Raw genomic sequence first — 11,779 nt, 5'->3', positions numbered from 1 at the left:
CGCCACGCGGCCGACGCCAAGAGGTTTGGCGGTGATTCAGGGGGAGGATGCGAACTGACGACGTCGGAGCCGGCTTTGCCACGGGTTCCGAACATCAAAAAACCGCCCCTTGTTCAGGGGCGGGCTGTTTGGTTTGCGGTCTATCGGCTGATTACGCCGCACGCACCGAGCCGAGGAACTTGCCGACTTCGGCCTTGAGGCGGTTGGAGTCCTGCGACAGCGACTGGGCCGAGGATAGCACCTGCGTCGAGGCCGTGCCGGTTTCGCCGGCGCCGCGCTGTACGTCGGTGATGTTGGCGGAGACCTGCTGGGTGCCACGGGCTGCCTGCTGCACGTTGCGGGAGATTTCCTGGGTGGCGGCACCCTGCTCTTCCACGGCGGCCGCAATGGTCGAGGATATCTCGGACAGCTTCTCGATCGTGGTGCTGATCGTCTGGATCGCCCCGACCGATTCCTGAGTGGCGGCCTGGATGCCGGTGATCTGCTGGCCGATCTCGCCGGTCGCCTTCGAGGTTTGTTCCGCCAGCGCCTTCACCTCGGACGCCACGACGGCAAAACCGCGGCCGGCGTCGCCGGCGCGGGCCGCCTCGATGGTGGCGTTGAGCGCCAGCAAATTGGTCTGTTCGGCAATGGTGTTGATGAGCTCGACCACCGCGCCGATGCGGGCGGCCGCCTTCGACAATTCGCTTACCCGGTCATTGGTGGTGCGGGCCTGATCGACGGCCTCATTGGCCATCCGCGCCGATTCCTGGACCTGACGGCCGATCTCGGTGATGGACGAGGCCATCTCCTCGGTGGAGGAGGCCACCGACTGCACATTGGTTGAGGCTTCCTCGGAAGCCGCGGCCACCATCGTGGTCAGTTCCTGGGCGCGTTCGGCGGTCGCCGTCAGCGTGCCCGCGGAGGTTTCGAGTTCGGTCGAAGCCGCCGACACCGTCTCCACGATCTTGCCGACCGCGCCTTCGAAATCATCGGCGAGCTTGATCATTTCTTGCTTGCGCCGCTGCGCCGCGACCAGGTCCTGCTTGATCTTGGCCTCGGCTTCCTCACGCGCCTTCTGCTCGGCGTTCTCGCGGATGACGGTCACCGTCTTGGCGAGGTCGCCGATTTCGTCGCCGCGGGCGGCGCCGGGAATCTCGACATCGAGATTGCCGCCCGCCATCTTGCCCAATGCACCGTTCAGGCGCGTCATCGGACGTGCGACGCCGAGGAAGGAAAACACCACCGAGGCGATCAGCGACACGACGACGACGATCGCCATGATCAGGTTGATCTGGTTGGCACGCTCGGTATCGGCCATGACCTCGTCCTTGGAGACCTTCGCATCCTTTTGCGCGCCAGCGACGGTGGCTTCCATCAGGTGGGCGACGTCAGCGGCGGCCTTGACGGTCCGGCTGGCGATGATTTCGCTCTTCGACTGCTCGGTCCTGACGGCCTCCTCATTGGCGGCCAGGAAGCGCTTGACGATCGAGGAAAGGTTGCTGACCACGACCAGCAAATCCCGGTCATCGGCTTCGCCACGCAGCTTGTTGAAAACGTCCTTGAGCGAGGCCTCGGTCTTGGCCATCTCCGTGACCAGCTTGGCATCGCCGGTAGCGCCGAGCTTCCAGGCATTCGCCCGCAGCGCGTTCACCTTGCCATCGGCCTGAAACAACAAACGCTCGATCTCGAGGCGGTTGTCCAGCTTTTGCATGGCCGGCAACTTCATCTGGGTATCGACCGACTTGTTCCATTCCTCGGAAATGACCGAGCGCTTCTCGATCTGCGCCAGCAGCGTCGTCTGCGCCTTCGCGAGATCTTCCACTGCCGCAGCAAAGCCTTCCATCAACGCCTTGGTCTTCTGGAGTTGTTCCTTGGCTTCCGGCCGCTGGGCTATTGCTAGCGCCGCCTCCAGCTCCTTTGCCGCGCTCGCCTTGTGGCGCTGCAGATCGGAAAGGGCCTTCTCGACTTCAGCGGGACTTCTCGCCAGGCGGACATCGTCGGCGGCAAGCTGAATCTTGCGCAGGTCGATATGCGCGGCGAGTGCATTATTCGCCACCTGCTGCGATCGCGCGGCGCGATCGCTGCCTTCCTCGATTCTCGATTCGGTGACCATCTGGTTGGCCACCATGCCGATCGCCAGCAAGACGCCGATCGCCCCGGCCAAGCCCAGTTTGTTTCCGATACGGTTGAGCTTGATCATGTCGACGACCCCAAATTTTCTGAAGCACATTTCCGGGAAGCGGAAGTTGCGCCGCGACGGGACCAGCCTTGCGCGCGCGGCCCCAAAAGTACCGGCAGCGTAGCCGGGACCGGTTAATTTCCGCTTGCGTGAATTTGCGGAATTTGGTTTTGGTTGCAGATCGATCAAATTCGCGCATCGCGCGAATCAAGCCCCGGCTCCCCGCCGGAAGCCGGCCTCATGGCCCGGCCGCGCGGCGGCCGTCAGGCCGCCCGGACCGAATCCAGAAACCTGCCGACCTCGAGCTTGAGGCGATGGCTGTCGCCCGACAGCGACTGCGCCGCCGAGAGCACCTGCGAGGAGGCGGCGCCGGTCTCGCTGGCACCGCGCTGCACGTCGGAGATGTTGGAGGAAACCTGCTGGGTTCCGCGGGCGGCCTGCTGCACGTTGCGCGAAATTTCCTGCGTCGCCGCGCCCTGCTCTTCCACGGCAGCCGCGATGGCCGAGGAGATTTCTGCCAGCCGTTCAATGGTGCCGCTGATATCCTTGATCGCATTGACCGACTCCTGGGTCGCGCCCTGAATGCCGGCAATCTGCTGGCTGATCTCGCCGGTGGCTTTTGCCGTCTGCTCCGCGAGCGCCTTCACTTCCGACGCCACGACGGCAAACCCGCGGCCGGCGTCGCCGGCGCGCGCCGCCTCGATGGTGGCGTTGAGCGCCAGCAAATTGGTCTGGCCGGCGATGGTGTTGATGAGCTCGACGACGTCGCCGATACGGCTCGCCGCCTTGGACAATTGGCTGACCCGGTCGTTTGTGACGCGAGCCTGGCCAACCGCATCGGTTGCCATCCGCGCCGACTCCTGCACCTGACGGCCAATCTCGGTGACCGAGGAGGAAAGCTCTTCGGTCGCCGATGCCACCGACTGCACGTTGGCAGACGCTTCCCCGGAAGCCGACGCCACCGTCGACGTGAGCGTCTGCGACCGTTCGGCCGTCGCCGACAGCGTGCCGGCGGAGGCCTCGAGTTGCGTCGAAGCCGACGACACCGTCTGCACGATTTCGCCGATCACGTTTTCAAAATTGCGGGTGATGCCGTCGACGCGGCGGCCGCGCTCGATCTTGGCTTCGGCGTCGACCGCCGCGGCTTCGTCGGCGGCCTTCTTGGCAATCAGCGCCTGCTTGAATACCTGCAAGGTGTCCGCCATGACGCCGATTTCGGTCTTTTCGCCCTGATGCGGCACGTCCGCGCTCAGATCGCCTTTGCCCAGCGCCTGCATCGGCATGACGATGGAGGAAATGCCGCTGGAGACGTCGCGAACCAGATAGTAGCTGACGGCGATACCGGCGACGATGGCCACACCCAGGATGGTCGCGAGCATCATGAAAGCGAATGTATAATTGTCGGCAGCCTCCTGCGCCGCTTTGTCGCCGCCCGCGTTGTTGAGGTCGATATCCTTCTTAAGGACTGCGTCGGCCTCGAGCCCGATCTTGTTCACGGTGGTCGTGTTCAGGTCGTGCGCTTCCGTCGGCATCTGGCCGGCGGCCTTGCGCGACAGCGCCATGACCTCCTCGGTGCCCTTCTTGTAGCGCTCCCACAACCTGGCCCATTCGTTGTAAAGCGCGCGCTCTTCCGGCGACGTAATCATCGGCTCATAAGCCGCACGGATCTTGGTGTTGGACTCGATAACAGTCGCCAGCGTCTTCTCCATCGCCAGCTTTTCTTCCAGCGTCTCAGACAGCATATGCTCGCGGATCACGTTGCGGTAGGTGATGACGCCGGCTCGCAGGTCGCCCAGCACGCGGACGCTGGGCAGCCAGCTCGTCGAGATGTCTACCGTGTTGGCATTAATGGCCCGCATGTTCCTGACCGCCAGCAGACCCATGCCCGCCATCGCGACGAGCAGGAAGGCAACGACGGTGATGATCTTGGTGCGGATGGAGTATTTGGCGAGCATGGCGGGAATCTCTTGGTTTTGGGCGCGACGGGAGACGCCAAACGTGACGAGGCGGAGAAAGTTGGGGGAATCAAAAGGATGCCGTTACAGAAACAAAACCCGGCACGTCCTCAGGTTGAGTTAACGACGTCGGGGTAAAAATACGTAGGTGCCAGACCGCACCGGCCCCGTGAAGGCCGGCGCAGCGATCAGCGCATCAGCTTCAGCGCATCGGAGAAAAATTCCGCACCGCCGAAATTGCCCGATTTCAGTGCAAGTAGCATTTCGCCCTTATCGGCGCCGACGGCGCGCAGAACCGGCACTCCTGCAGCGATTTCCTCGCCTACGAGGAATCCGGGAATGCCCAGGCGATCGACGACGGCGCCCGAAGTTTCACCACCGGCGACCACCAGCCGGCGCACGCCTGAGCGCACCAAACCTTCCGCGATGTCCGCCATCGCCTGCTCGATGGCATGTCCGGCTGCATCGCGGCCATGCCGGGATTGCAGAGCTGCAACTTGGTCCGGCGTCGAGCTGCTGGCGATCAGGATCGGACCGTCGGTGATTCGGTCGGCAGCCCAGGCCAGCGCGCGACGCACCTCGCCGGGTCCGGCGATGATCTGTTCGGGATCGAGATGCAGCACGGCCATGGTCTTTTCGGCATTGGCGATCTGGGCCAGCGTCGCCTGCGAGCAACTCCCGGCCAGGCACGCCGCCGGCCCGCCGACCGGCGCGCCGGACGCCGCGCCAGCCGAAGCCGATTTGACCTTACCGGAAGCGACCAGCGCCCGGGCCAGGCCGAGGCCGATGCCGGATGCGCCAACCGACAGGCGATGATCCAGCGCGACGTCGCCGATGGTTTCCAGATCGCGGTCGAACACGGCGTCGATGATGGCTGCGCCGATGCCCTTCGCCGCCAGATCGGCGAGACGTTCGCGAACGGCGTCCGCGCCGCGCGAAAGCGTGGCGAGATTGACCAGCCCGACTTTGGTTTGGCTCTGGCGCGCCAGCACGCGCACCAGATTGGAATCGTGCATCGGGTTGAGCGGATGGTCCTTCAGCGGACTTTCGTTCAGCGGCACGGAACCGACGAACAGGTTGCCCTGATAGACGGTGCGGCCGGTTTCCGGAAAGGCCGGCGTCACCAGAACGATGGCGTCGCCGGAATCGGCGCGTAGCGCGTCCATCACCGGGCCGATGTTGCCGGCGTCGGTGGAATCGAAGGTCGAGCAGATCTTGAACAGCACGTGGCCGGCGCCGCGGCCGCGCAGCCATTTTTCGGCGGCGCGGGAACGATCAACCGCAACGTCAGCCTCGATCGAGCGGCTCTTGAGCGACACCACGACTGCGTCGACCTCAGGCAGCGCGAGGTCGTCCGACGGTACGCCGATGGTCTGCACCGTGCGCAGGCCCTGACGGGTCAGCGTGTTGGCGAGATCGGAGGCGCCGGTGTAGTCGTCGGCGATGCAGCCCAGAGACAATTTCACGGCTTTACTCCGGCATAGGGCTTGAACCAGGCGAGGCCGTCGGTGGTCTTGCCGCGCGGATTGTATTCGCAGCCGACGAAGCCGCCATAGCCGAGCCGGTCGAGTTCAGTGAACAGGAAAGGATAGTTCAGTTCCTCGCCGTCGGGTTCGTTGCGCGAGGGAATGCTGGCGATCTGGACGTGGCCTGTGATCGGCATCATCTCGCGCAGCCGCATGGTGACGTCGCCATGAATGATCTGGCAGTGATAGATATCGAACTGCAGTTTTAGATTTGGAATCTTCAGTTCGGTGATCAGGTCGCGCGCGAAGCCAAAATCGTTGAGAAAGTAGCCCGGCACGTTGCGGGCATTGATCGGCTCTATCACGACGTCGAGGCCATAGGCTGCGAAGAACTCCGCGGCCCACGTCACCGATTTATAAAACTGCTCGACGGCTTTCGGTTCGCTGCGATTGGCGATGCCGGCCATCAGATGCAGCCGCTTGACGCCGGTCGCCTGCGCGTAAGGAAGCGCCGTCTCAAGGCTTCGCTTCAGATCGTCAAAACGCTCCGGCAGCGCCGCAAAGCCCTTTTCGCCGGCGTCCCAATTGCCCGGCGGCAGATTGAACAGCGCCTGCGTCAGGCCGTTGCGCTTCAGGCCGTCGCCGACGGCTTCGGCCGGATGGTCGTAAGGGAACAGGAATTCGACGGCGGTGAAGCCCGCTTTCGCCGCCGCCTCGAAGCGGTCGAGGAACGGCACGTCGGTGAACATCATGGAGAGATTGGCGGCAAAATGCGGCATCGAGCGTCCCCTTCTTGATCTTGCGGCTATTTCGGTTCGCCGGGCAGATGCGTGCCGGTGACGCGGGCATACATCCGCGCCACCGAGGCGTCGTCGTCGCGGCCCATGCCCGATGCGGCCGTCATCAAAAACATCTGCAGCGCAGCAGCGGCCACCGGCACCGGGAACTTTTGCGAGCGCGCCATGTCCTGGATGATGCCGAGGTCTTTCACGAAAATTTCGACCGCACTGCGCGGCGTATAATCGCCGTCGAGCACATGCGGCATGCGGTTCTCGAACATCCAGGAATTGCCGGCGGATGCCGTGATCACCTCGTAGACCTTTCTTATGTCGAGGCCCTGCTTGGCAGCGAATGCGATGGCTTCCGAGGCGGCGGCGATGTGGACGCCGGCGAGCAACTGGTTGATCATCTTGAACGCGGCGCCCTGGCCGGCATCATCGCCGAGTTCGTAAAGTTTTGCGGCCATCGCATCGAGTGCCGGTCGGGCTTTGGCAAAGGCGGCCGGGCTGCCTGAGGCCAAAACGGTGAGTTCACCCTGCGCCGCCCGCTGCGCACCGCCTGATATCGGCGCGTCGAGGTAGTGCCGCCCGGTGGCTTCCAACTGTTTGGCGAGCCGCCGCGCGACGTCGGGGTCCATGGTGGCGGAGGAGACGAATACCGCGCCCTTGCCCAGGGTTTCGGCGACGCCATTGGCACCGAACAGGATGGTCTCGGTCTGGGCCGCGTTGACGACCACGCTGACGACGATGTCAGCCGCCTTGGCGGCTTCCGCCGGCGTCCCGGCCCCCTTCCCGCCGTCAGCCACGAACCGCGCCACGGAGTCCGCCGAGACGTCGCAGCCGGTCACTTCGAGCCCGGCGCGGCGCAGCGAGGTCGCCATGCCGAACCCCATCGAGCCCAGCCCGATGACGGCGACACGCGGTTTGGCGGATTCTGGCATGCGGCGATCCCTCAATGGTTCATTTTGGCCGCCATCAGACCTGACGGCTTTGCCTCTGGGTATCACGGCTTGGCCGCGCTGCCAAAGCGTGGGAAAAGGCGTCAAACAGGGTCGGTTCATGAGCGAAACAAAAATCCGGGAGGAAATCTGCCGCCTCGGTCGCTCGCTGTTCGAGCGCGGGCTGACGCCGGGCTCCTCGGGCAACATCAGCGTGAAACTCGACGACGGTGGCTGGCTGGTGACGCCGACCAATGCCTCGCTGGGCTCGCTCGACCCCGCGCGGATGTCGCGGCTCGGCCCCGACGGACGGCTGATATCCGGCGACGCGCCGACCAAGGAAGTTCCGCTGCACACCGCGCTTTATCAGACCCGCACTGGCGCCCGTGCGGTCGTGCACCTGCATTCGACCCACTCAGTGGCATTGTCGATGCTGCCGGAGATCGACCCCCGCGCCGCGCTGCCGCCGATGACGCCCTACTACCTGATGAAATGCGGCCACACCGCGCTGGTGCCGTATTATCGTCCCGGCGATCCGGCTGTCGCCGACGCGATCAAGGGGCTGGCCGGAAAATACTCCTCCGTGCTCCTCGCCAATCACGGGCCGGTGGTATCTGGGGACGCGCTGGAAGCTGCGGTGTTCGCGATCGAGGAACTGGAAGAAACGGCGAGATTGTATTTGCTGCTGCGCGGACTGAACCCACGGTATCTGTCGCCGGCGCAGGTGGAAGATTTGATCAAGACGTTCGGGTTGACGCTGCCGGAGCATGACGAGCATACATAGCGAGTATATGCCAAACACTCTCCACGTCATTGCGAGCGAAGCGAAGCAATCCAGGGCCACGGAAAGACTGATTGCTTCAGCGCTAGCGCCCCCCACAATGACGGCAGAGAAATCGGATGAAACAGCCTTGCCAGCATGATCGAGGCCATTACCCGCGAAAAACAAATCAAGGCAGGCAGCCGCGCGAAGAAGCTGGCGTTGATTGAGAGTCATAACCCCAGTTGGAAGGACCTTTACGGCGATCTCATTTGTGTTCGTCATTTCGCGGAGCAATAAGCTACAACGCCCATCCAGACCGTCTCTGCCGTGAAATTTCTGGATTGCTTCGCTTCGCTCGCAATGACGTGGAGAGAGCCCTGAGTTTTCCGAAGCGACTACAGCCCCAGATACGCCTTCCTCACATCCGGATTGACGCTGATTTCCGCCGCACCGCCATGCATCAGCACGCGCCCCGTCTGCAGGATGTAGGCGCGGTCGGCAATCTCCAGGCATTCCGACATGCGCTGCTCGACAATCAGCACGGTCATCCCCGCGTCGCGGATCCGCTTCACCGCCTGAAAGATTTCGTCGACCAGCTTTGGCATGATGCCCTGCGACGGCTCGTCCAGCATCAGAAGGCGCGGCCGCGTCATCAGCGCGCGGCCGATGGCCAGCATCTGCTGCTCGCCGCCGCTTAGCGTTTCGGCGCGCTGCTCCAGCCGCTCCTGCAGACGGGGAAACAGCTTGAACACGAGATCGAGCGGCACTTCGCGATCGGCTTCACCCCGATAGAGGTAGCTGCCGAGCCTGAGATTGTCGCGCACTGAGAGCCGCGGAAACAGCCTTCGGTTTTCCGGCACGTAGGCGATGCCGCGCGAGGTGATGATATGCTGCGCCATGCCGTCGATCCGGGTGCCGTCGAACGACACGGTGCCGGAGCGCGGGCGTTCCGCACCCGCAATCGATTTCAACAGCGTCGACTTGCCGGCCCCGTTGGCGCCGGCGACGCAGACGATCTCGCCTTTTGCCACTTCGATGCTGACTGCCGAGATCGCGACCAGGCCTTGATAGGCGGTGGTGACTTCATGCACTGACAGCATGACGGTCTCCCAGATAGGCGGTGATGACTTTCGGATCGCGAACGACGTCGGCAGGCTTGCCCTCGACCAGCACCTTGCCGAGATCGAGCACGATGGCGCGGTCGACCAGCGGCATCACGATTTCCATGACGTGCTCGACCATCAGCACGGTGACGCCGGTGTCGCGCACCTTGCGCACCAGCTCGACGCCGGTCTTGGCTTCGACCGGCGTCAGCCCGGTGAGCACTTCGTCCAGCAGCAACAGTTTCGGCTCGGTCGCCAGCGCCCGCGCTACCTCGAGCCGGCGCTTTTCAGACGGGACCAGATCGCTGGCCAGCACATTGGCGCGCGGGCCGAGGCCGCAAAATTCCAGCACCTCATGCGCCTTGCGGCGGGCATCGCGCATCACGGTGGTGCGGACCAGCGCGCCGACGATGACGTTGTCGATGACAGTCATGGTCTCAAAACTCTTCACGACCTGAAACGTGCGGCCGATTCCGCGCTGGCAGCGTTCCGCCGCCGGCAACGCGGTGACGTCCTGACCGTCGAAGATGATCGAGCCTTGGGTCGGCGGCAACACGCCCGCGATCAGGTTGAACAATGTCGACTTGCCGGCTCCGTTCGGACCGATCAGGCCGACGATCTCGCCGCGTCCGACCGAGATCGAGACGTCGCTGTTGGCAATCAGGCCGCCGAAGCGCTGCCAGACGCCTCGGGTTTCTAGAAGAGGCGTCGTCATCGGGCCGCCTCCTTACGCTTGAACGAGAACAGGCCGATCAGCCCCTGTGGCCGCGCCAGCGAAATCGCGATGATCAGGCCGCCATAGACAATCAGGTCGACACCACGGCCGGAGCCGCCCATGTAGGAACGCGTCAATTCCGTGAGCGGGATCAGGATGACCGCGCCCAGCATCGGACCCCACAGCGTACCGATACCCCCTAGCACGGCGGGCAAGGCCATCAGCAGCGAGAGCTGAAAGCCCATGATGCTCTCGGGATCGATATAGGAGACGAACTGCGCATAGAAGCTGCCGCCGACCGCGACCAGGAACGCCGAAACCGCCGCCGCACCCATCTTGGAATTGAACACGACCACGCCGAGGCTTTCAGCCGCTTCCGGATTGTCCTTTACTGCGCGCCACCAAAAACCCCATTTGGAATTTTCCAGCCACCAGGTAACGAACCAGGCGACGCAAGCCAACGCCAGCGCGAAGTAGAAGTATGGCAGCTTGCTGCGCGGGAACTGGAATTTCAGCCAGCTGTCGCCGCGCACGGGAATCTCGATGCCCATCGCAGCACCAGCCCAATCCCAGTTGTGAAACAGCAATAGCCCGATCTCGGCGATGACAATGGTGGCGATGACGAAGTAATGTCCGCGCAGCCGGAAACAGGGGTAGCCAAGCGCCATCGCGATCAGCGCGGAGATCACGCCGCCGCCGAGCATGCCGAACCACGGCAGCACGCCGAATTTGGTAAACAGCAGCGCGGTGGTGTAGGCGCCAAGCCCGAAATAGAGCGCGTGGCCGAGCGAGATCTGTCCGCAATAGCCGGAAAGAATGTTCCAGCTCTGCGACAGCGCGCCCCACATCAGCGTCAGCACCATCATGTTCTGGACGTACACGTCCTTGACGAACAGCGGCACGACGGCTGCGATCGCGGCGAGAACACATGCGACGACGAGGTCGCGGCGGCGGCGTTCTGCGAAAGCGGTATCCATCACATCGATCCGAACAGGCCGCGCGGCCGGATGAAGACGACAAGGAGATAGACCGCATAGATGCCGACCGCCTTGAGCGAAGGCGGCAGCAGCAACGCAGTCGTGGCCTCGACGAGGCCGACGATGATGCCGCCGGCGAAGGCGCCGAACACGCTGCCGAAACCGCCGAGCGCCACCGTCACATAGGCGATCAGCGCGAATGAAGCGCCGACATCCGGATAGATGTAGAAGAAGATCGCCATGATCGCGCCTGATAGTCCCACCAGCGCCGCCCCCAGGCCCCAACCCAGCGCGAACACCTTGTTCTTGTCGATGCCGACCAGCGCCACGGCGCCGGCGTCCTCCCGGGTCGCTTCGAGCGCGCGGCCAAAGTCAGTGCGGTTGATGAAGAGATAGAGCGCGCCGAATGCTGTGATCGCGACCAGGGCGCCGACCAGTTGCGGCACCGGCAGGAAGATGCCGGCGACCGAGACGGTCTTGCCGCCGAGCCAGGAATGCGTAACGCTGCGATAGTCCGGCGTGAAAAAGTACTGCGCCAGGCCGCGCATGACGATGGCGAGGCCGAAGGTGGAGAAGATCTGCACCATGCCGGCGTTGGCCTTGGCGCGCACGGCAAAGCGCACGATCAATAGATAGACCACGGCCCCGAACACGAACAATGCCGCCGCGACCAGCGGCGCCGACAGCAACGGGTCGATCGCGAAGAATGCGAACAGGAAGAACGTCGCGTACATCGCGATCATCAGGAATTCGCCATGGGCGAAGTTCACGACGTCCATCAGGCCGAAGATGAGCGCGAGGCCGACGGCGATGAGACCGTAGAGCAGTCCCATGAGGAGGCCGCTCGCCAGGCTTTGGATGATGGTTTCGGCGGTCACCGGGATACCCCCATCGCACGTCGTCCCTGCCTAGTGCGCATTGC

General features: G+C 63.7%; 11 protein-coding genes. 2 read left to right on the top strand and 9 right to left on the bottom strand.

Annotated features, from left to right (window positions below; genetic code table 11):
• Positions 1–151: 151 nt before the first annotated feature.
• From V1294_RS15300 to ltnD, 5 genes are all read right to left on the bottom strand, one after another.
• The gene (locus tag V1294_RS15300) at positions 152–2,179 is read right to left on the bottom strand and encodes a methyl-accepting chemotaxis protein (protein ID WP_334504652.1); all 2,028 of its coding nucleotides are present in this window, start codon (positions 2,177–2,179) and stop codon (positions 152–154) included.
• A gap of 245 nt (positions 2,180–2,424) precedes the next feature.
• Positions 2,425–4,116 carry a methyl-accepting chemotaxis protein gene (locus V1294_RS15295; RefSeq protein ID WP_334498254.1) on the bottom strand — a complete coding sequence of 564 codons (1,692 nt, stop codon included), beginning with the start codon at positions 4,114–4,116 and terminating at the stop codon, positions 2,425–2,427.
• A 188-nt stretch (positions 4,117–4,304) separates the two neighbouring features.
• Positions 4,305–5,582 (bottom strand): 3-oxo-tetronate kinase, encoded by a 1,278-nt coding sequence (otnK, locus tag V1294_RS15290; RefSeq protein ID WP_334482426.1) that lies wholly within the window; start codon positions 5,580–5,582, stop codon positions 4,305–4,307.
• A complete protein-coding gene (gene otnI, locus V1294_RS15285; protein WP_334498251.1) occupies positions 5,579–6,361 on the bottom strand; it encodes a 2-oxo-tetronate isomerase in 783 nt (260 codons plus the stop codon). Before otnI ends, otnK begins: the two co-directional genes overlap by 4 nt.
• Positions 6,362–6,387: 26 nt before the next feature.
• On the bottom strand, positions 6,388–7,302 hold the full coding sequence (gene ltnD, locus V1294_RS15280) for an L-threonate dehydrogenase (RefSeq protein ID WP_334482430.1): 915 nt from the start codon (positions 7,300–7,302) through the stop codon (positions 6,388–6,390).
• A 118-nt stretch (positions 7,303–7,420) separates the two neighbouring features.
• Here ltnD and otnC point away from each other — a divergent pair, with 118 nt between their 5' ends.
• Both otnC and V1294_RS15270 read left to right on the top strand, forming a co-directional pair.
• Positions 7,421–8,083, top strand: a complete 663-nt coding sequence (gene otnC, locus V1294_RS15275; protein ID WP_334498248.1) for a 3-oxo-tetronate 4-phosphate decarboxylase — start codon at positions 7,421–7,423, stop codon at positions 8,081–8,083.
• Between the two features lie 135 nt (positions 8,084–8,218).
• Positions 8,219–8,359, top strand: a complete 141-nt coding sequence (locus tag V1294_RS15270; protein WP_334498245.1) for a hypothetical protein — start codon at positions 8,219–8,221, stop codon at positions 8,357–8,359.
• A gap of 98 nt (positions 8,360–8,457) precedes the next feature.
• On the opposite strand, the gene V1294_RS15265 is transcribed toward V1294_RS15270, so the two are convergent.
• The 4 genes from V1294_RS15265 to V1294_RS15250 are packed head-to-tail and all read right to left on the bottom strand — an operon-like array spanning position 8,458 to position 11,735.
• Entirely contained in the window at positions 8,458–9,162 is a 705-nt protein-coding gene (locus V1294_RS15265; protein ID WP_334498242.1) for an ABC transporter ATP-binding protein, read from the bottom strand.
• Positions 9,146–9,880, bottom strand: a complete 735-nt coding sequence (locus tag V1294_RS15260; protein ID WP_334498239.1) for an ABC transporter ATP-binding protein — start codon at positions 9,878–9,880, stop codon at positions 9,146–9,148. Before V1294_RS15260 ends, V1294_RS15265 begins: the two co-directional genes overlap by 17 nt.
• Positions 9,877–10,857: a branched-chain amino acid ABC transporter permease gene (locus V1294_RS15255; RefSeq protein WP_334482437.1), complete on the bottom strand. Its 981-nt coding sequence runs from the start codon at positions 10,855–10,857 to the stop codon at positions 9,877–9,879. Before V1294_RS15255 ends, V1294_RS15260 begins: the two co-directional genes overlap by 4 nt.
• Positions 10,857–11,735 (bottom strand): branched-chain amino acid ABC transporter permease, encoded by an 879-nt coding sequence (locus tag V1294_RS15250; protein WP_108519823.1) that lies wholly within the window; start codon positions 11,733–11,735, stop codon positions 10,857–10,859. The genes V1294_RS15255 and V1294_RS15250 overlap by 1 nt, the downstream gene beginning before the upstream one ends.
• Positions 11,736–11,779 lie beyond the last annotated feature (44 nt).

Origin of the sequence: Bradyrhizobium sp. AZCC 1678 (assembly GCF_036924765.1) — a bacterium.
GTDB lineage: Bacteria > Pseudomonadota > Alphaproteobacteria > Rhizobiales > Xanthobacteraceae > Bradyrhizobium > Bradyrhizobium algeriense.
Note: the sequence above shows the minus strand (reverse complement) of the source record. Positions and strands in the feature narration are given on the sequence as shown.

Excerpts from the sequence above, each read along its gene's own strand:
- V1294_RS15255 (WP_334482437.1), bottom strand. The coding sequence starts at position 10,857 with ATGGATACCGCTTTCGCAGAACGCCGCCGCCGCGACCTCGTCGTCGCA.
- V1294_RS15270 (WP_334498245.1), top strand. The coding sequence starts at position 8,219 with ATGATCGAGGCCATTACCCGCGAAAAACAAATCAAGGCAGGCAGCCGC.
- otnI (WP_334498251.1), bottom strand. The coding sequence starts at position 6,361 with ATGCCGCATTTTGCCGCCAATCTCTCCATGATGTTCACCGACGTGCCG.
- ltnD (WP_334482430.1), bottom strand. The coding sequence starts at position 7,302 with ATGCCAGAATCCGCCAAACCGCGTGTCGCCGTCATCGGGCTGGGCTCG.
- V1294_RS15260 (WP_334498239.1), bottom strand. The coding sequence starts at position 9,880 with ATGACGACGCCTCTTCTAGAAACCCGAGGCGTCTGGCAGCGCTTCGGC.
- V1294_RS15265 (WP_334498242.1), bottom strand. The coding sequence starts at position 9,162 with ATGCTGTCAGTGCATGAAGTCACCACCGCCTATCAAGGCCTGGTCGCG.
- otnC (WP_334498248.1), top strand. The coding sequence starts at position 7,421 with ATGAGCGAAACAAAAATCCGGGAGGAAATCTGCCGCCTCGGTCGCTCG.
- V1294_RS15295 (WP_334498254.1), bottom strand. The coding sequence starts at position 4,116 with ATGCTCGCCAAATACTCCATCCGCACCAAGATCATCACCGTCGTTGCC.